This window comes from Solitalea agri (assembly GCF_023914155.1).
Classification (GTDB): Bacteria; Bacteroidota; Bacteroidia; order Sphingobacteriales; family Sphingobacteriaceae; genus Solitalea; species Solitalea agri.
In genome coordinates this window covers 1-20,392 of record NZ_JAMWYS010000002.1, presented here as the reverse complement: position 1 = coordinate 20,392, position 20,392 = coordinate 1, and the positions used below count along the sequence as shown (strand labels likewise).

Here is a 20,392-nt window from a genome sequence, read left to right as displayed (position 1 = left end):
AATTCTCAATCAAAAAATATACAGTCAATTCTCGGCAACTAAAAAGGCTGCCCCTTTTGAGACAGCCTCTTTTGTTATAAGCTAAAAGAAACGTTTGATTATTTGGGCGATAATGGTGAATAACAAACTTGCCAGGATCATGGTAGTTATCGGAAAATAAAACCGAAAGTTTTCTTTTTCCACTCTTATGTCACCAGGAAGATTGCCAATCCAGTTTAGTTTATCATGAAAGAAATAGATTATTATTCCTGCGAATAAAACCAATAGTCCAATTCCAATAATAATCTTACCTGTTTCTGAAGTCATTTGTTTTTAGTTGTTAGCTACTAGCCTTTAGCTATTAGTTATTGCCTTTCCTGTTAGCCAATATCTTAGAGCCAATGGCTAACAGCTAATAGCTAAAGCCATTTTAGCTATTTAATTACCTTTAATTCTTTCAAGATAAAATCAGCCTTATCCACTTTCTGAGCTACCCAAAGTACATAACGGATATCAACTCCAATTGAACGGCTATAGTTTTCGTTCCAGGCAAAATCGTTAATAGTTGCACTATACGCACGATCAAAGTTAACACCAATCAAATTCCCATTTGCATCCATAATAGGGCTTCCTGAGTTACCTCCTGTAGTGTCCATGTTGTAAAGTAAAGCTACCGGTACATCATTGGCCTTTGGATTTTTAAACATTCCAAAATCTTTCGCTTGGTACAAGTCACGGATAGCAGCAGGGTATTTAAATTCTGGGTTGCCGGTAGCACCTTTTTCAATAATACCCTTTATACCAGTAAAAGGAGCATAGTAGGTAGCATCAGTTGGACTGTAGCCTTTAATATATCCGTAGGTTAAACGAAGCGTACTGTTGGCATCTGGAACAAAGTCTTTTTTCTTGTATAATTCTTTAACAGTCACATAATCACCCATTAATTTATTTAACGTTCCTTCGCGTTTTTGTTTAATAGGATCAAGTGTAGCCTGTTGTGTGTTAATGTCTTTAACAAAACCCATAATTGGCTCGTCAAAAGCCATTAGCTCAGCTTCTGTAGAACCGTTCAGTAGTTTAGCTGTAAAATCAACTTCTTTTAATGAAGTAGTTAAAACTCGACTTACAGCTTGGTCTGCACTGGTTTCTATGCCTACATCCATCAACAACAAACGTTGTACAGCATCCACTTTTTGATGTTGTGGAAGTTTAAAACCGTCAAGCATCATACGTTTAAAAATCTTCTTATCAGATTCGTACACATAGCTTTCGTAAATACCATCTATCGCTTTTTTAACCCGATCTTTATTTTGTTGATAAAAAGCGGTTTTGTCAGGAGCAGCATTAATCTGTCTCTTAAATGTGTTTAAAACATTCGCCACACCCAATAAATTAGTACTACTGAAAATTTCGGTTAGCCATAAGTCACGTTGAGCGTCAACAAAAATCTCTTTGTACAAATTGTCAATGTTTTGCATCAATGAACCGTATTGTGCGCTTAACTTGGCGTCGCCATTAATAAACTTCTGCATGTCTTTATCTTCTGCACTTTTTTGATCAACAAGCCCAATCGATTTAAGGCCCTGAAGTTTACCCTGATAGTTTTTCAAACGGTTTGCATTTCGCTTAATGCGGGTTGCTTGTTTTAATTGAAGCGCAACATCGTTACCGGCCGTTTCTTCCATTGTTTGATTTTCAAAAGTGTACAAATCAGCAATGTAAGGCAGTAAGAACTTTTCCTGGTATTCTAAATATTGAGCGGGACGATGACGGAACGTTCTTCCCGGATATCCTAAAATAAAGGCGAAATCATTTTCATTAACACCTTTGGGGTTCACTTTTAAGAATTTTTTAGGTTTATACGGAACGTTGTCTTTTGAGTAAGTCGCAGGAGATCCATCTTTACCTACATAGGCTCTTACAAATGAAAAATCACCGGTATGGCGTGGCCATACCCAATTGTCGGTCTCGCCACCAAACTCGCCAACCGAACGTTGAGGTATATAAACCAAGCGGATATCTTTAATGGTTTTGTACTTAAATAAGACATATGATTTACCAATAAACATTTCTGAAACCTGCGCTTTAATGGTTTTGTCATTCGCTTCAGCTTCTCTTTCCAGTTCGGCACTTTTTGCCTGAATAATTCTGATACGTTCAGCAGGATCGGTAGCTGTAGAAGCTGCATTTAATATTTTAGTCGAAACATCTTCATATGAGTCAGTAATTCGAACGGTTAAGCCTTTTGCTTCAATTTCCTGCTCACGTGAACGAGCAACAAATCCGTTTTCAAGAAAATTATGTTCGGGAGTGCTGGCTAATTGAACGGCACTGAAAGCACAGTGGTGATTGGTGATAATTAATCCTTCATCAGAAACGAATGAACCTGTACATCCGCTGATTTGAACAAGGGCATCAATAAGGCTAATGCCATTAGGGTTGTAAATATCAGACTGACTGATTTTTAAGCCGGCTTTTTTTAGATCGAGTTTCTTAATTTCACTTAATGGATACATGCCCTCATCAGGAGGAGAAACTTTAGTTGTGAATGCCGAGGAGACGATCAAACTAACACCCAAAGGGATGCTCAATAAAAACTTCTTCATAATGGTTATTGAAATTGTGAGGGGACTAAGGTACACATAAAATGAAAAAGCCCCACCGGGGTGGTGGGTGCTTTTCCAACAATTAAACCAAACCAAAAACCAAAAAAAATCTTTTATCTATAACATTTCGTAAACAAATTTTGTTACCTCGAAATGTGTAATTATTTTCAAACTTTCTTTGTTGACTTATCAAGTATAAAAACTGTGCCAATATTTACCCCATAGCTTTAATATTCTCTATTGGTCTAGTAAACAAAGGAGCATCAGTATCTTAAATTTAATAAAAAAATAATCTTAATACTATAATGGCCGAAGAACTTAAAATCACAGTGTCTAGTGATAAAAAAGAACAATACGAATCATTGATACCACAGCTTAGAGAACTGTTAAGAGGTGAGGATGATTTGATCGCCAACTTGGCTAATACAGCCGCTGCATTGAAACAAGCCTTCGATTTCTTTTGGGTTGGCTTTTATCTGGTAAAAGATCAGGAGCTGGTTCTTGGGCCTTTTCAAGGGACAATTGCTTGTACCAGAATTGGTTATGGAAAAGGTGTTTGCGGTGCTTCTTGGAAACAGCAGGAAATAATCATTGTTGAAAACGTAGACGAATTTCCGGGTCATATTGCCTGTAGTTCGCTTTCTAAATCGGAAATTGTAGTGCCTGTACTGAAAAACGGAATCGTTGTAGCCGTTTTAGACATCGATAGTGATCAACTGGCGCAGTTTGATGAAACAGATGCCTACTATCTTGAACAGATCATGGCTTTACTCAAATTTTAAATTAGTTAGTATAATTTAATTTTAGTGAATAAACTACCAGAAACGTTTTACTTAAGAGAAGATGTTGTACAGATTAGCAGAGATCTGTTAGGAAAATTTCTGTATACTAAAATTGACGGTGTCGTTACAGGCGGACTAATTACTGAAACCGAAGCTTATAAGGCTCCTGAAGATAGAGCCAGTCATGCTTATAATTTAAAGCGAACCCCGCGAACAGAAACCATGTATATGCTTGGTGGAACTTCATATGTTTATTTATGCTATGGTATTCATTGCTTGTTTAATGTAGTGACAAATATTCAGGATGTGCCACATGCAGTTTTGATCAGGTCGATACAACCAATTGAAGGAATTGAGCAGCAATTGAAACGACGGGGGATTGACGAAACTTCAACCTAAACTTACTTCAGGTCCAGGAGCAATGGCCAAAGCTTTAGGTATTACGCGCTTGCATAATGCCATGAGTTTAGTTGCTGATGATGTGTGGATTGAAGACCAAGGCGTAATTATTCCAGAGGATAATATTGTTTCAGCACCAAGGGTAGGAGTTGATTATGCAGGGGAAGATGCCTTAAAACCTTGGAGATTTTATATTGCTGACAATATGTTTGTCAGTAAAAAGGTAAAATCTAAATAATATCTTTTCTGCTTCCCTTTGCATTTCATAAATGCATTTTTTTACTTTTGGCCATCATTCTTTAAACCTAAACATGAATTTTGAAAATACATTGAGTTTTGCTCAAGGCCTTGACCTGCAAGACAAACTGAGGGAGTTCAGAAATGAGTTTTTAATACCTCAGCATAATGGTAAGGATATTATTTACCTGTGCGGTAATTCGTTAGGCTTACAGCCAAAAGCAACCAAAAGTCAGATTGAAATATTATTGAACCAATGGGAAAACTATGCGGTTGAAGGTTGGTTCACCAAAGGTGTCGAATGGATGCATTTTCATGAATCAATGCAGCAATCGTTAGCTAAAATCTGTGGGGCCAAACCTGTAGAGGTAACACCGATGAATAACTTAACGGTAAACCTTCATTTGATGATGGTAAGCTTTTATCGTCCAACAAAACAACGCTACAAAATTTTGATGGAAGCCAAGGCTTTCCCTTCTGACCAATATGCAATTGACAGTCAGGTGCAATTTCATGGGTATGAACCTGAAGAAGCAGTTATCGAGTTGGGTCCGAGAGAAGGAGAAAATCTCTTAAGAACCGAAGATATATTAGCAACAATTGATAAGCATAAAGATGAGCTTGCTCTGATTTTGATGGGTGGCATCAATTACTTATCAGGTCAATTGTTTGATATGGAGGCGATCACCAAACATGCTAAACAATACAATATTACTGTTGGTTTCGATCTGGCTCATGCTATGGGTAATGCGCCATTAAAATTGCATGATTGGGGTGTTGATTTTGCCATGTGGTGTTCTTATAAGTACATGAATTCAAGTCCGGGAGGGATTAGCGGTGTTTTTGTGCACGAGAATAATTTCTCGAATACGGAACTTCAGCGTTTTGCCGGTTGGTGGGGTTATGAGAAAGATACCCGCTTTTTAATGACACGTAAGTTTAAACCTGAGCAAGGTGCCGAAGGCTGGCAATTGAGCACTTCGCAAATGCTTTTACTGGCAGCACATAAAGCTTCATTAGATATTTTCGATCGTGCAGGCTTTGAAAATTTGAGAGCAAAAAGTGAACTGCTTACCGCTTATCTTGAGTTTATCATTGATGGAGTAAATCAGAAGGCTGGTAAACTGCTTTATGAAATTGTAACCCCAAGGGATACGAAACAACGTGGTTGTCAGCTTTCAATTATTGCCCATCATCCGGAACCTAAAAAGGTTTTTGAAAAATTGGCAGAGCAGGGGGTAATTGGCGATTGGCGCGAACCGAATGTAATGAGATTTGCTCCGGTTCCGCTTTATAACACATTTGAGGATGTTTACCGATTTGGGGAGATATTAGCCGTTAGCTGTTAGCCATTAGCTTTTGGCTGTTAGCGAATAGATTATGATTAACTAACCGCTAATAGCCAATAGCTAATTGTCGCTGGCAAACCATTCTGCAAACGAGGTCGGTGTTTCATGTAGTTTCAGTGAGTGAAGCTTAATATCGTTGGGTAATCTTTTTATTATACGCTCAGCAAAATCGGCTAGCATATTCTCGCAGGTTGGCTGATAGTCGGTCAATAGAACGCGCTCCATATGCTCCATCAGCTGGTTGGCCAGTTTAATATGTGGGGAGTTTTTGTTTAAAACCGTAGCGTGATCAAATACATCTACAATTTCTGATTTCACAATTTTCTTCAGGTCACCAAAATCCATTACCATTCCGTTTTTTACATGGTTTGCATCATCGATAGCATCGCCAATAACCGTCACGTATAATTCATAGCTATGCCCATGAACATTACGACATTTACCATCATAGCCGTATAAGGCATGTGCTGTTTCGAAATTGAAATATTTTGTCAGTCTGATTTTAGCCATTGCATGAAATTGAGGCGCAAAGATACACTTTTTGACTTTTTTAAAGATGTACTCTTTAAGTCTGGTTTTGAATAGTTCAATTACTTATTGCTTGATAACTAATTGTTTATTAGTAAAAAACTAGATAAATTTAATAAAAACAATCGTTTATGTACTCTTACGACTCTCTAATGGAGGCCTTGGATGGGCTAAAGGAACGTGGTTTTAACCTAAATTTTAATTTAAAAAATGACCATCTGGCATGCGAAGAACATGACTTGTTTTGGCATCCTGAGCATTTTGAAATTGTTGAAGTATATCGTTTTGAAGGTATGACGGACCCTGACGAACAAGCCGCTGTGTATGCAATTCAATCAGATGAGGGTCAGAAAGGAGTGTTTGTGAGCGCTTATGGAATATACATGGATGCTGTTTCAGAAGAATTATTGAAAAAACTGACAATGCATACGCATTAGGATAGCATCAAAATCATCTATTATGAAAATATCTACTGAACAGCTTGCTACTATAATTAAACCGACCAAATATGAGCAAGCGCAACTTGAAAAAATTGCTGAATCAATTGCCAATACCTTTGATCGATATGACATTTCTACACCCCTACGGGCATGTCATTTTTTAGCGCAGGTTCTTCATGAATCATCGGCTTTTAAGTTTACCGTTGAAATTTGGGGTCCAACACCGACTCAACGTCGTTATGATACTCGCGTGGATTTGGGAAATACACCCGAATTAGACGGGGATGGGTTTAAATACCGTGGGAGAGGTTGGGTACAACTTACCGGAAAAGCAAATTATAAAGCTGCTTCAACTGAATTCGGACAGGATTTCGTAAGCGATCCTGATTTGATTCATGATTATCCATGGGCGGCATTAGTTTCGGGTTGGTTTTGGAAAAAAAAGAAGCTAAATGATCTCGCCGACAATGATGACATAACCTCAATTACTAAAAAGGTAAACGGCGGGTTTAATGGCTTCGACGATCGGAAGATGTGGCTGGCAAAGGTTAAGAGTGTTTTAATGAATAACGCTTAAATATATTTCACCTTAAACTTCTTGCTTAATAAAATCATAAATTGAATTTTTGCGTTCTTTAACTATGTTGAAAATTGCATTCGATCCAATTTATGCTCATCCGTTGCCTGAAGGTCATCGTTTTCCGATGATAAAGTACGAGCTTATTCCGGAGCAGCTTTTACATGAGGGAACAATAACACCTGACAATATATTTGCCCCCGTTCCTGTTGAGGAGGAAATTATTCTGTTAACTCATCAGTCCGATTATTGGAATAAGTTAAAAAACCTTTCTTTAACTCCACAGGAAGAGCGGAGAACCGGTTTCCCGCTTTCTCAACAGTTAGTTCAGCGCGAAATTACCATTGCCCAAGGTACCATTGACTGTTGTTATTTTGCATTAAAACACGGTATTGCCTTAAATGTTGCTGGTGGAACTCATCATGCATTTACAAATAAAGGCGAAGGTTTTTGTTTGCTGAATGACATTGCTATTGCTGCCAACTATCTATTGAGCAAAGGAGTTGCATTAAAAATACTGATTGTTGATCTGGATGTTCATCAAGGGAATGGAACAGCCGAAATCTTTCAAAATAATCCAGCTGTGTTTACTTTTTCAATGCATGGTAAAGGCAACTGGCCGTATAAAAAAGAACGCTCCGATCTGGATATCGAACTGCCTGACAATACGGATGATAAACTTTACCTCGCAATTCTGCGTGAAACCTTACCGTTGTTAATCGAAAAAGAAAAACCCGATTTTATCTTTTACTTATCTGGTGTAGACATTCTTGAGACCGATAAATTGGGTAAACTTTCGGTAAGTAAAGCGGGCTGCAAAGAGCGTGATCGTTTTGTTTTTGAGCAATGCATTTACCATAAACTGCCGGTTGTAGTTAGCATGGGTGGAGGATACTCTCCACGTGTGGCCGATATTGTTGATGCCCACTGCAATACATTTCGTTTGGCAAAAGATCTTTACTTTTAAGAAAATCGATCCAATTCAGCCTTAGGCATAGTCCGTTCAAGTTTACGCGTAAGAACCTGGAATCGAATAAATAGTAAAACGGCGGCTACCAATAATCCTAACAGCAAAGCCCACCATACACCATCTACGCCCATGTTTAGTTTAAATCCGAAGTAATAACCTAAAGGAATACCGATGATCCAATAGGCAGTAAGCGTAATGGCTGTAGGTATTTTAACATCACCCATTCCTCTTAGAATTCCCAATCCAACCACCTGCATGCCGTCGAAAAGCTGAAAGAAGGCAGCGATGATCAACAACCCTGCAGCAATATTAATTACCTCTTTGTTGTTGATGTATAGTGATGGTAAAAAATGGTTGAAAACGGTAAAAATAAAAGCGGTAGTTAGCATAAAAGCAATAACCATATGATAGCTGGCTATAGCCGAAAAACGAAGTTCCTTATAGTTTTGCTGGCCAAAATAATTCCCGGTTTTTATACCGGCTGCAGCTGAAATGCCACTTGCCATCATAAAGGTTAATGAAGCCATGCTAAGTGCTATCTGATGGGCAGCCAATTCTTTCGCACCCAACCAACCGATCATAATGGCAGCTCCACTAAAAGCACTTACTTCAAAAATATATTGTAGAGCCACTGGTATGCCAATGCCTAGTATTTGTTTACTATCTGCCCATGAGAATAATTTAAATCTGAACTCCTGAAGATATTCCTTAAATCGCTGTGACCTAAAAACATAAATACCCATGGCGATGGCCATTAAAATACGGTCAGTAAGTGTGGCTATACCAACACCAATTACTCCCATGGGTTTTATCCCAAAAAGACCAAAAACCAATGTTACACCTACTAAAATATTGATGAGGTTTCCCCAAATGGTAATATTCATGGCTTGTTTAGTAAATCCTAATCCTTCGGTAAATTGCTTGAAGGTTAAGAATACCATTAACGGAATAATTGAAAAGCCCAGCAAACCTAAAAAAGGTTTTGCTTGTCGGGCAACTTCAACCGGCTGGTTTAAATATTGAATCAAGTATACCCCTGAGAAAATTATAGCAAATAAGATAAGCCCGGTTACTATATTGATTTTTAAACTGCTGGCTAATAGCTTTCCGCATTCAGCTTTGTTTTTTCGACCGTTTTCCTGAGCGATTAAAGGAGTGAGTCCGTAGGATATACCAATGCCAGTAACCATGAATAAGGTAAATATGCTGTTGCCTAAGGCTACAGCAGCTAATGAAACATCGCTGCCGGTTTTTTGTCCAATGATAATGCTATCGGCAATGGCAACAGCCACATGCCCTAGCTGTGAAATAACAACAGGGTAGGCAAGTTTAAAATTACTTTTATATTGATCCTGATATTTATAGTAAAGTTGCTGCATAAATTAAGACAGAAGATTTTAACATAAAGACAACAAGTCTTTTGCTAAATAAGTTTATTGAAAACGACTGGTGTTAATGGAAGAATTCAACCGTTGCAAAGATACTAACCTGAATGAGGAAAGCTAAACGCGTTGTATTTCTTAATTTTTGATGATACTTTTTAGGACCTAACTTGCCGTGTAAAACTCTAGTTTTTCTGTAGTATGTACCCGTATAACCCCCGAAAGAACAAGGTTTACCAGAATTCTGGAAGCAGTTCGTTTAGAGATATTCAGCATTTTGGTATACTCGGGAAGCGTAATTCTGTCGTTGCAGGCTAAATATTCTAACAATGCTTTTTCTTTGGAGGAGTATTCTATCAAGACATTTTCTCCGCTCGATTCCTTGCTTAACACATCCACTACAATTTTGCTGGCTAAAACACTATGGTCTTTTATCCGAATGTAAACCCACCATTTATTGTCTTCACCTAAAGCATAATGAGGTTTAATATCACTCTCCTTAATTTGTACAGATAATACAATTTTATCATCCCAAAATATTTCCTCAAAAATTGGCTCCAGCTGAGGTCGGCAATAAAGTGTAGCGGCTTGGGTAATCATGTATCGCTCCTCATCTTCTGATTTTACCCCTTTAATTGTTCCATCGTCAGCCACACCAATTAGGAGTTTACCACCTTTGGTATTGGCAAAAGATACCATGGTTTTAGCAATCTTTTCAAAGCTGGTAATGGTTTTCTTAAAGTCGAGGGTGGTACTTTCTCCTTCCAGGATCAAACGTTTGAGGTTCATGGCAGTAACGGTTTAAAAACCCGCCTGAGAATGTTGGTCAGGCTTAATCTTTCGCATCCATACTTCGGTATAAATCATTGCACAAAGTTCACCCTGTTTATTTCTGGCTTCAACAGGATATGCTTTTGAAAACTTTCCGACAGTATTTAATGCATTTTCAGCCTCCGCTACATCTTCATCGGTTAGGGTAAATATAAGAGTTAGGTTGGTATTTCCCGGTTTTTTGTAATGAATCTCCGCACTTTTTAACCAACCTAAAACTTTAAATTCTTTTTGCCGAAAATGTTGCCAGAACATAACCGAGTAAAACGGATCGGCAGCACTAAAAATTGTTCCTCCAAAAATGGTCCCGTTATAATTTTTATTCAATAAACTCTTGTGGATGATAACTTCAATGGTCTTAAAGTCTTCAGAAATCTGTTTTACCCAAATTCTCTGAAAAAATAATGGAGGATAAAATCGCATTAACCATTTAAGGGAATTGTTCGTTAGTTTCATTTATTGATCGGGATTAGAAACCCTAAACTACAATTTTGAACTATTTAATCAATCGGTTCAGAGTAAAATATTATGTATGCATATTAATATTTTTAAAATATGATTAATCAATCTTTAAGCTGAATAAGATATTTTGAATATTCTTTTAATTTAGGATGCTCAAAATATGTACGCTCTGAAAACTACTAGCAACCAATTACTTTTTATATATGCAAATTACAGAACCGGTTCATCAAATGGAGAGGGAAAAATTGTCATCAAACCGAAATGTCATTCTTTTAATTATTGTAGCCGCCTTGGGCTATTTTGTTGATATCTATGATCTGATTCTGTTTTCGGTTATAAGGATAAAAAGCCTGAACGGATTAGGTATTACAGACCCTGTTCAGCTAAAATCAATAGGCTCTTTTTTGATTAATTGCCAAATGATCGGGATGCTAACTGGAGGAATTATTTGGGGAATTCTTGGAGATAAGAAAGGCCGTCTATGGGTGCTTTTCGGATCAATAATTACTTATTCGCTTGCCAATATTGCTAATGGCTTTGTTACCAACGTCGATCAGTATGCTGCCTTAAGGTTTATTGCTGGTGTTGGTTTAGCCGGTGAATTAGGGGCTGGGGTGACCTTGATTACTGAAACCATGAGTAAAGAAAATCGTGGCTATGGAACGATGCTGATTGCCGGAATCGGTTTGTTTGGTGCTGTGGTAGCAGCTCAGGTAGGTGGTCATTTTTCATGGCAAACATCTTATATAGTTGGCGGTGTAATGGGTCTGGTCCTGTTGTTAATGCGTGTCGGTGTAATTGAGTCGGGAATGTTTCATAAGATAAAAGAAAGTAATACTGAAAGAGGGAATTTCTTTATGTTGTTTACCTCATGGAGTCGATTTAAACGATTTATCAACTCAATCTTAATTGCTATTCCTGTTTGGTTTGTGATTGGGGTGGTTGTAACGTTTGCCAATGACTTTGGAATAGCCATGAAAGCTACCGAACCGCTTAGTCCGGGTAAAGGTATTATGTACGCTTATATTGGTATAGCCCTAGGTGATTTGCTTTGCGGCTTTTTAAGTCAGGTGTTTAAAACCCGTAAGAAAATAGTATTGGTGTTTTTAACAGCCACTTTAGCATCAGTGTTATACTTCTTGTTCTCCCGTAATTTCAGCGCGCAGTTTTTCCATATAATGTGCTTCGTTATGGGATTATCGACAGGGTATTGGGTGGTGTTTGTTACCATGGGAGCCGAACAATTTGGAACCAATATTCGTGCAACGGTGGCCACCACTATTCCGAACTTCGTGAGAGGATCGTTAGTGCCAGTGTTAATATTGTTTAATTATGTAACCACTTTATTTACCGGAGAAGAAGCCATCATTAAGAGTGGCATGGTGGTAGGACTGATCACTATTGCATTTGCTTATTGGGCGTTGTTTAATTTAGAGGAAACTTACGGGAAAGACCTGGATTATTTAGAGAAGTAGTGATTAGCTGATAGCTCATAGTTAATAGTTCATGGTTAATAGTTAATAGTCCATAGACCATAGTTCTTATTGCTGTTAGGTTCCATGAAATATTATTGACTATTTACCATTCGCATTTATATTCTATCGATTGCTACTACGGTCTATGGACTATCGACCATGGACTATTATCTATGATCCATTCGCTATGAACTATTAACTATTTACCATTCGCATTTATAATCTATCGATCGCTACTACGGCCATGGACCATTATTTATGATCCATTCGCTATGAACTATTAACTATTTACCATTCGCATTTATATTCTATCGATCGCTACTACGGTCTATGGACTATTAACCATGGACCATTATCTATGATCCATTCGCTATGAACTATTAACTATTTACCATTCGCATTTATATTCTATCGATCGCTACTACGGTCTATGGACTATCGACCATGGACTATTATCTATGATCCATTCGCTATGAACTATTAACTATTTACCATTCGCATTTATATTCTATCGATCGCTACTACTGTCTATGGACTATCGACCATGGACCATTATCTATGATCCATTCGCTATGAACTATTAACTATTTACCATTCGCATTTATAATCTATCGATCGCTACTACGGTCTATGGACTATTAACCATGGACCATTATCTATGATCCATTCGCTATGAACTATTAACTATTTGCTATTTTTGAACCATGATCACAAAAGAACATATTGCCGATTGGTTTAAGGGCTTACAGGACGATATTTGTCAAAAACTGGAAGTCGCTGATGGACTTGGAAAATTTCAGGAAGAGAACTGGGTAAGGGCTGAGGGCGGCGGGGGACGTAGCCGTGTTTTGCAGAACGGAAATGTATTGGAAAAGGGCGGCGTGATGTTTTCGGCTGTTCATGGCGATTTGCCTGAAGCTATACAGCGTTCTTTTAAACTCGAACAGAAGACCACTTTCTTTGCTACCGGGGTATCTATTGTTATCCACCCGAATCATCCATTGATTCCAATCATTCACATGAATGTTCGTTATTTCGAAACTCCTGAAGCCGGCTTAAAATGGTTTGGTGGAGGGATTGATTTAACGCCTCATTACGTGAATGAAGAGCAAGCAAGATTCTTTCACGGACAATTAAAAAACACTTGCGATCAGTTTAATGAGCATTATTACGAGCAATTTAAACGATGGGCCGATGATTATTTCTTTATCAAGCATCGTAATGAAACTCGTGGAGTTGGTGGTGTATTTTTCGACAGGTTGGGCGAAACGGAACATTTTACGATTGCTGATCGTTGGGAATTTGTAAAAGCTATAGGCGAAACCTTTACAAAAGTCTATGTTCCTTTAATTGAACAAAATCGGAATAAAACATTTACCGAAGAACAGAAAAAGTGGCAGTATTTACGACGCAGCCGGTATGTAGAGTTCAACCTTTGTTATGATGCCGGAACAAAGTTCGGTTTGGAAACCAATGGAAGGGTTGAGTCGATCCTTATGAGTATGCCACCACAAGCCAATTGGGCCTATAACTTTCAACCTCAGCAAGGTACAGAAGAAGCGAAGACAATTAGTTTGCTGAAAAAAGAGATAAACTGGGTATAAAGAGAATGGAAGATTACGCTGCTTAGTTAATCTTCCATTCTTTTTAATAATTGATATTACTGGGTTCTGGGACAACATTTACATCCTGTGTAAAACGAACAGCAAGCAAAATAGTTTGGCATACAGGATACTGAACAGGAGAATGAAGCAGCTTCAATACTGCATGCAGTTGCACCGTCTCCACCAGCTCCACAATCAGCCGCTCTACAACCAAGCGGCTCAACCTTTTGTTCAGTGGTTTTTATATTTTGTATCCAAAATTTTCATAAAACGCAGCCTCAACGCTTTTAGTAACTAATGATTCTTTAAAATGGTGGATATCACCATTTAAATTAGTTAACCCAAAACCATAACCCACAATTTTTTTTGTAGAACTGATTTCTTTTTCAAACTTATTAATAAATGAAATCCTTTGATCCAAGGATAAAGAAAAGTAATCTTCATTGTTTTTTACAATCATACCACTGTCAGAATATGCAATCTGATAGTTTCCGGAAGAATTTAAAAAATTTGATGCTCCTTGAACAACAAACATTTTTGCCTTTTTTTGATCAGCATTGGTGTACAACACTACAATTGCTTCCCCTTGGTCTCCAGTTTTAAAGAACCCTTCACCAGCAAGAAACTTTAGGTTATTTTCATTCGCAAAGGTTTTAAGATCAATAGAGGGGGAAGTTTTGGAGGCTGCCGAACAAGTGACCATAAAAGAAGCTGTTAGGCCAAATAGGTAAAATGATAACTTTTTCATTAGAGTAGTAAGTTTAGATATCTTAAATGTAATTATTTTGTTATCAATTAATTATGCTTTTTTTCTAATTCAAACTTCTATTTGGCACAAGCAAACTCTCCGTTTGCTGAAAAAAGAGATAAACTGGGTTCAGTAATATACTTTCAATAAAATCGACCGTTAATTAAGTTTAATGGTCGATTTGTTTTTAGATAGAGTGTAAAAAACTATATTACCAAATTGATAGGATTACTCGGTTTTATAAGCCGTTTTTTCATTCAATTTTGTTAAATTCGCACGCATTCTTAATAATTTTTGAATCACCAAAGATCAATAAATGACAGACGAGAATAACGAACAGACAAACGGAAGTAAGATAATTCCAATAAATATTGAAGAGGAAATGAAAGCCGCCTACATCGATTATTCGATGTCGGTAATCGTTTCCAGAGCATTACCTGATGTTCGAGATGGATTGAAACCTGTTCACCGCCGCGTATTGTTCGGTATGCTGGAACTGGGAGTAGGTAGCAATAAACCTTATAAAAAGTCGGCCCGTATTGTCGGTGAGGTATTAGGTAAGTATCACCCGCATGGAGATAGTTCGGTTTATGACACGATGGTACGTATGGCTCAAGACTGGTCATTACGTTATCCTTTTGTCGACGGCCAAGGAAACTTTGGATCGATTGACGGTGATAACCCGGCAGCGATGCGTTATACGGAAGCCCGTTTACGTAAAATAGCGGAGGAAATGCTGGCTGATATCAACAAGGATACCATTGATTTTCAGCTCAACTTCGACGACTCGCTGGAAGAACCAACCGTTTTACCGGCAAAAATCCCTAATCTTTTAGTTAATGGTGCCTCAGGTATTGCAGTGGGTATGGCCACCAACATGGCTCCCCATAATTTATCTGAAGTAATTGATGCTACCGTAGCGTATATCGATAATCGTGAGATTACCATCGATGAGCTAATGAAATATATTAAAGGACCTGATTTTCCTACCGGAGCTACTATTTATGGTTTCGAAGGAATCAAAGACGCCTTTATGACCGGCCGTGGCAGAGTGGTGATGCGTGCCAATGCTGAGATTGAAACTCTGGATAATGGACGTGAGCGCATTATTGTTAATGCGATTCCTTACCAGATCAACAAATCGGCAATGATCGAACGTACTGCCGAATTGATCAATGAAAAGAAGATCGAAGGTATTTCTGAAATACGTGATGAGTCGGACCGTGAAGGAATGCGCGTGGTGTATGAGGTGAAACGCGAGGCAAATGCCAATATCGTTTTAAATAACCTTTATAAATACACCGCTTTACAAACCTCTTTCAGCATCAATAACATTGCCTTGGTAAAAGGACGTCCAATGTTGCTGAACGTGAAAGATATGATCCATCACTTTGTGGAACATCGTCATGAGGTGATTGTTCGTCGTACAAAATTTGAGCTATCAGAGGCTGAGAAGCGTGCGCATATTCTTGAGGGTTTATTGATTGCCTTAGATCACCTGGATGAAGTAATCGCACTGATTCGTAACTCTCCAACACCTGAAGAAGCACGTGTTGGTTTGATGGAAAAATTTGGATTATCAGATATTCAGGCGCGTGCAATTCTGGATATGACGCTTCGCCGTTTAACCGGACTAGAACGTGATAAGATCAAAGATGAGTATGCTGAATTAATGGCTACTATTGAGCGCTTGAAAGCTATTCTGGCAGACGAAAGCCTACGAATGAACATCATTAAAGAAGAGTTAGCGGAGATCAAAGATAAATTTGGCGACGAACGCAAAACGCAAATTGTTCACGCCGAAGGTGAAATTGATATTGAATCGTTAATAGAAAATGAGGAAATGGTGATTACCATTTCACATGCAGGATACATTAAACGTACCAAGGCAACCGAATATCGCAAACAGGGAAGAGGTGGCCGTGGTTCAATGGGTGGCAGCACGCGTGAAGAAGATTTCATTGAACATATACTTATTGCCCAAACGCATAACTATATGTTATTCTTCACAGAAAAAGGTCGTTGTTTCTGGCTAAAAGTTTACGGAATACCTGAAGGTAGCCGGACTTCAAAAGGCCGAGCTATTCAAAATCTGCTGCAAATAGAGAAGGATGATAAAGTGAAGGCGTTTATTACCGTTAAAACTCTAAACGATCAGGCTTATCTTGAAAGTAACTTTATCATAATGTGTACTCAAAAAGGAACCATTAAGAAAACTACTTTAGAAGCTTATTCTCGTCCTAGAGTAAATGGTATCAATGCAATTTCGATAAATGAAGGTGATGTGCTTCTCGAAGCAAGGTTAACCACTGGAAGCTCGGAAATTTTAATGGCATTGAAATCGGGCCGCGCCATTCGCTTTAATGAAAGCACTGTTCGACCAATGGGCCGTACTGCTTCAGGAGTAAGGGGCGTAACCTTAAGTGGTGTTAACGATGAGGTGGTTGGCATGATTGCTGTTGATGATAAAGAGACCAATATTTTGGTGGTTTCTGAAAAGGGTTATGGTAAACGCTCTGATATTGAGGAGTATAGAGTTACAAACCGAGGTGGTAAAGGTGTTAAAACTATTAACGTTACCGAAAAAACCGGACAGCTTATCGCCATTAAGGATGTTAAGGAAACTGACGATTTAATGATCATCAACAAATCGGGAATAACTATCCGCATTGGTGTTGACGAATTACGTGTAATGGGTCGTGCTACCCAAGGTGTTCGCTTGATTAAATTGAATGAAGATGATGAGATTGCATCGGTAGCTAAAATTGAAGATGCTGGTGAAGATGTAGAGGAAACAGAAGGAACACCGGATGCAACCGGAACTGATTCAGAGGCGTCATCAGAGAGTGAAGAAAATTAATTTATACGATAAATAGAAATTCAGAAATGAAAAAAATCTTGTTATCAGGATTGCTATTAGCGGCCGCCGTAGTTGCTAAAGCACAAAATTCAGAAGTAGATAATGCCGAGAAAATGATGATGATCGGCCAAATGGACAAAGCAAAAGAGTCTATCGATAAGGCAGCTGTACATCCTAAAACAGCTAATCAGGCTAAAACTTATTTGTTAAAGGGTAAAATTTATGGAGCGATAGCTCTTGATACCGCTAAAAAGAACCTTGATTACGATCCTACGCAAATTGCCTATGAGTCGTTAAACAAGGCAAAAGAGTTGGATACTAAAAAGCAATTGGATGAAACTGAATTGAAAAACGGTTATTTCAATGTTTATGCTTCGGCTTATAACAAAGGTATTGCTGCCAATAATAAAGAAGATTACCAAACAGCTTTGAAAGAGTTCAAGTTTGCTTCAGAAGTAAACCCTCAGGATACTTCGTTGTATTTGAATATCGGTATTATGGCTGAAAAGGTTAAAGATAATGCATCAGCTAAGGCTTCTTACCAAAAGCTTGCTGATATGAACTACAACAAGGAGCCGTATATCTACCATCAATTGGCTGAAATGTACAAAGCTGAAGGCAATAAAGAAGCCGTAGTAGCGACTTTAGATAAAGGCCGTAAAATTTTCCCTACTGATAATACCTTAATGATTGATGAGATCAATTTCTATTTAGGAGAAGGAAAGCCTGATGTTATTGTAGAGAAATTGAACAAGGCTATTGAGGCTGATCCAGCCAACAAGACTTTATTCTTCACTTTAGGTGTTACTTATGAGAACATGAAGAAACCTGAAGAAGCTAAAGCGGCATATAAGAAAGCATTGGGTTTAGATCCAAACTATTTTGATGCTAATTATAACTTAGGTGCTTTATACTACAATGAGGCTGCTGAAATTATTAAAAAGGCTAATATGTTGCCTTCAAATAAGGTAAAAGAGTACGATGCTGAACGTGCTAAGTTCCAGGCTAAAGCTACTGAAGCACTTCCTTACCTAGAAAAAGCTTACGAAGTTAATCCTAAGGATAGAAACGTGTTAATTTCATTAAAAGAAGTTTACGCACGCACTAACCAAAAAGATAAATATGCTAAAGTTGATGCTGCATTAAAAGCATTAGAATAAGCTGAAAAGATAAAAAAGAAAAGGCTTCCAAATCACATTTGGAAGCCTTTTCTTTTTATATAAAACATTTAGAGTAAAATTCCTCGGAGGATCATTGATGCAACGGTAAAGTAAATAACCAAACCTGTTACATCAACCAGGGTTGCTACAAAAGGAGCCGATGAAGTTGCAGGGTCGAAACCTAATTTTTGTAAAAGTAAAGGCATCATTGAACCAGAAAGGGTTCCCCAAAGCACCACACCTACCAAGGATATTCCAACTACAATTGCAATTAATAACCAATGAGGTCCATACATGTTAGGGAAAATAGTATGCCAGATGGCAATACGTCCGAAGCCAACGATCCCTAGCATGGAACCTAAAATTAAGCCCGATACAATTTCTTTGCTCATCACTTTCCACCAGTCAGACAAGGTGATCTCACCCAGTGCAAGAGAACGGATGATAAGTGTTGCTGCTTGCGAACCTGAATTTCCTCCGCTGGAAATAATTAGGGGAACAAACAATGCCAATACTACAGCCTTATCAATTTCATCTTCAAAATAACTCATCGCTGTTGCAGTAAGCATTTCACCAACAAAAAGGATGATCAACCAACCCGCACGTTTTTTGATCATTTCAAAAAGTGGTGTTTCGATGTAGGAATCTTCCAAAGCCTCCATACCACCAAATTTTTGAATATCCTCAGTATCCTCTTCCTCAACGATATCTAAAACATCATCAATGGTTACGATACCAATCAATACGTTATCTGAGTTTACTACTGGTAATGAAACTCGGTCGTACTGCTTAAAGATTTCGATAGCATCTTCTTTGTCGTCATTGGCGTGGAGATAGACAAAGTTTCCATCCATGATCTCATTCACTTTTTTGTCTATCGGTGAAAGAAGGATATCATTAATTCGAATTTCATCAATTAAGTGTCCACCGCCATCAATAACATACAGAATGCCTAATGATTCGGTTAAATGGCCATAACGACGAATATGATCCAGAACGCGCTCAACTGTCCAATATTCTTTTACAGAAATATAATTGGGAAGCATGGAGCGTCCAACACTATTTTCGGGGTAGCCAAGTAGTGTGCTGGCAACTCTACGTTCTTCGGGACTTAAAAGCTCAAGTAATTGTTTTACCACCGGACCCGGTAGTTCTTCGAATAGTGCAGTACGGTCATCGGCCCACATTTCATTCAAAATGTCAGCAACACGTTCCTGTCCAAGCCCCTTCATTAAGTCTTTTTGGATCTTAATGTCGAGGTATTCAAAAGTATCGGAAGCTAATTCGCGGGGAAGTACCCTGAAAACAATAGCGCGGTCATCAATCGGAATATCTTCAAACAACTCAGCTAACTCACTAGGGTGCCAGTCTTTAATAATCTTACGTAATGCAAAAAACTTTTTTTGCTCAATCAGTTCTAAAATTTCCTGGATTTGAGTTGTTTCGATCATGTTTTCCGATTAATAATATGCTACATGGGTGTGAATTTTATTTTTTGCAAAAGTAAAATAATTTATGGTTTTAAGTTCACATTTCTGCCTAATAAAGGTTAGAAATGTAAGTTTGAGTGCCTTGTAATTTGACTTGAGTAAGTCGTATATGAAACCGAATTTATAAAGTAAAGTCCATCGTAATTTCTTCTGGTTGTTGTTCATCCATGCTATATAGATTGGATTAATAATTTTTATAAGAGGTTGCCTTAGATAGTTTGAACAGGAATATTCTTTTAATAAAAAAGAGGCTGTCTCAAAAGGGGCAGCCTTTTTAGTTGCCGAGAATTGACTGTATATTTTTTGATTGAGAATTTCAGGCTGAAACGGTTGGTTGAATCGTCAAGGCCTTTAGCTTAAGGACTAGGCGGCTGTTTTGCCTTTTTTCCGTTCTTTTTCCTTGCGATTCAGTTTGCTCAGGTTATGTGCCAAGGCCAGCAACCCTATTTCAATGCTTACTTTTTCTTTCCCTCTTAATAAGAATCGCTTAAACCCTTTGTTGTATTTAAGATT

20 protein-coding genes are annotated in these 20,392 nt (G+C 38.0%); 11 read left to right on the top strand and 9 right to left on the bottom strand.

Going from position 1 to position 20,392, the window contains the following annotated elements; translation table 11 throughout:
• Positions 1-81: 81 nt before the first annotated feature.
• Together NF867_RS00385 and NF867_RS00380 are read right to left on the bottom strand one after the other, a co-directional pair.
• Positions 82-306 (bottom strand): DUF2905 domain-containing protein, encoded by a 225-nt coding sequence (locus tag NF867_RS00385; protein WP_252585478.1) that lies wholly within the window; start codon positions 304-306, stop codon positions 82-84.
• A 107-nt stretch (positions 307-413) separates the two neighbouring features.
• Entirely contained in the window at positions 414-2,585 is a 2,172-nt protein-coding gene (locus NF867_RS00380) for a S46 family peptidase (protein WP_252585477.1), read from the bottom strand.
• A gap of 305 nt (positions 2,586-2,890) precedes the next feature.
• On the opposite strand from NF867_RS00380, the gene NF867_RS00375 reads away from it, so the two are divergent.
• The 4 genes from NF867_RS00375 (at position 2,891) to kynU (ending at position 5,352) form a co-directional block, all read left to right on the top strand.
• Positions 2,891-3,367 (top strand): GAF domain-containing protein, encoded by a 477-nt coding sequence (locus NF867_RS00375; RefSeq protein ID WP_252585475.1) that lies wholly within the window; start codon positions 2,891-2,893, stop codon positions 3,365-3,367.
• A gap of 24 nt (positions 3,368-3,391) precedes the next feature.
• Entirely contained in the window at positions 3,392-3,766 is a 375-nt protein-coding gene (locus tag NF867_RS00370) for a DNA-3-methyladenine glycosylase (RefSeq protein WP_252585473.1), read from the top strand.
• Positions 3,747-4,004, top strand: coding sequence for a DNA-3-methyladenine glycosylase (locus NF867_RS00365; protein ID WP_252585472.1), 258 nt, complete (start codon positions 3,747-3,749; stop codon positions 4,002-4,004). The genes NF867_RS00370 and NF867_RS00365 overlap by 20 nt, the downstream gene beginning before the upstream one ends.
• 73 nt (positions 4,005-4,077) lie before the next feature.
• Positions 4,078-5,352, top strand: coding sequence for a kynureninase (gene kynU / locus NF867_RS00360; protein WP_252585471.1), 1,275 nt, complete (start codon positions 4,078-4,080; stop codon positions 5,350-5,352).
• Between the two features lie 60 nt (positions 5,353-5,412).
• Here kynU and NF867_RS00355 read toward each other — a convergent pair whose 3' ends face one another.
• Entirely contained in the window at positions 5,413-5,862 is a 450-nt protein-coding gene (locus tag NF867_RS00355) for a 6-pyruvoyl trahydropterin synthase family protein (RefSeq protein WP_252585470.1), read from the bottom strand.
• Positions 5,863-6,011: 149 nt separating this feature from the next.
• Here NF867_RS00355 and NF867_RS00350 point away from each other — a divergent pair, with 149 nt between their 5' ends.
• The 3 genes from NF867_RS00350 (at position 6,012) to NF867_RS00340 (ending at position 7,864) form a co-directional block, all read left to right on the top strand.
• Entirely contained in the window at positions 6,012-6,317 is a 306-nt protein-coding gene (locus NF867_RS00350) for a phosphoribosylpyrophosphate synthetase (protein WP_252585469.1), read from the top strand.
• Between the two features lie 22 nt (positions 6,318-6,339).
• Positions 6,340-6,897, top strand: coding sequence for a glycoside hydrolase family 19 protein (locus NF867_RS00345; RefSeq protein WP_252585467.1), 558 nt, complete (start codon positions 6,340-6,342; stop codon positions 6,895-6,897).
• A gap of 64 nt (positions 6,898-6,961) precedes the next feature.
• A complete protein-coding gene (locus NF867_RS00340; protein ID WP_252585466.1) occupies positions 6,962-7,864 on the top strand; it encodes a histone deacetylase family protein in 903 nt (300 codons plus the stop codon).
• Here the strand turns inward: NF867_RS00340 and NF867_RS00335 are convergent.
• From NF867_RS00335 to NF867_RS00325, 3 genes are all read right to left on the bottom strand, one after another.
• The gene (locus NF867_RS00335) at positions 7,861-9,246 is read right to left on the bottom strand and encodes an MATE family efflux transporter (protein WP_252585464.1); all 1,386 of its coding nucleotides are present in this window, start codon (positions 9,244-9,246) and stop codon (positions 7,861-7,863) included. The genes NF867_RS00340 and NF867_RS00335 overlap by 4 nt on opposite strands.
• 168 nt (positions 9,247-9,414) lie before the next feature.
• The gene (locus NF867_RS00330) at positions 9,415-10,038 is read right to left on the bottom strand and encodes an AlbA family DNA-binding domain-containing protein (protein WP_252585462.1); all 624 of its coding nucleotides are present in this window, start codon (positions 10,036-10,038) and stop codon (positions 9,415-9,417) included.
• Positions 10,039-10,050: 12 nt separating this feature from the next.
• A complete protein-coding gene (locus NF867_RS00325; RefSeq protein ID WP_252585460.1) occupies positions 10,051-10,536 on the bottom strand; it encodes a DUF4442 domain-containing protein in 486 nt (161 codons plus the stop codon).
• Positions 10,537-10,745: 209 nt separating this feature from the next.
• On the opposite strand from NF867_RS00325, the gene NF867_RS00320 reads away from it, so the two are divergent.
• A complete protein-coding gene (locus tag NF867_RS00320; protein ID WP_252585459.1) occupies positions 10,746-12,017 on the top strand; it encodes an MFS transporter in 1,272 nt (423 codons plus the stop codon).
• A gap of 704 nt (positions 12,018-12,721) precedes the next feature.
• Complete coding sequence (gene hemF, locus NF867_RS00315) at positions 12,722-13,621, top strand: oxygen-dependent coproporphyrinogen oxidase (RefSeq protein WP_252585458.1); 900 nt, start codon at positions 12,722-12,724, stop codon at positions 13,619-13,621.
• Between the two features lie 241 nt (positions 13,622-13,862).
• Here hemF and NF867_RS00310 read toward each other — a convergent pair whose 3' ends face one another.
• Positions 13,863-14,369, bottom strand: a complete 507-nt coding sequence (locus tag NF867_RS00310) for a hypothetical protein (RefSeq protein WP_252585456.1) — start codon at positions 14,367-14,369, stop codon at positions 13,863-13,865.
• Between the two features lie 316 nt (positions 14,370-14,685).
• Here NF867_RS00310 and gyrA point away from each other — a divergent pair, with 316 nt between their 5' ends.
• Together gyrA and NF867_RS00300 are read left to right on the top strand one after the other, a co-directional pair.
• Entirely contained in the window at positions 14,686-17,229 is a 2,544-nt protein-coding gene (gyrA, locus tag NF867_RS00305; RefSeq protein ID WP_252585455.1) for a DNA gyrase subunit A, read from the top strand.
• 26 nt (positions 17,230-17,255) lie between these two features.
• Positions 17,256-18,389 (top strand): tetratricopeptide repeat protein, encoded by a 1,134-nt coding sequence (locus tag NF867_RS00300; RefSeq protein WP_252585454.1) that lies wholly within the window; start codon positions 17,256-17,258, stop codon positions 18,387-18,389.
• Between the two features lie 68 nt (positions 18,390-18,457).
• Here the strand turns inward: NF867_RS00300 and mgtE are convergent, their stop codons facing one another.
• Together mgtE and NF867_RS00290 are read right to left on the bottom strand one after the other, a co-directional pair.
• A complete protein-coding gene (gene mgtE / locus NF867_RS00295) occupies positions 18,458-19,840 on the bottom strand; it encodes a magnesium transporter (protein ID WP_252585450.1) in 1,383 nt (460 codons plus the stop codon).
• A gap of 402 nt (positions 19,841-20,242) precedes the next feature.
• Positions 20,243-20,392: transposase (locus NF867_RS00290; protein WP_252585479.1), on the bottom strand; the 150-nt coding region annotated here is incomplete at its 5' end.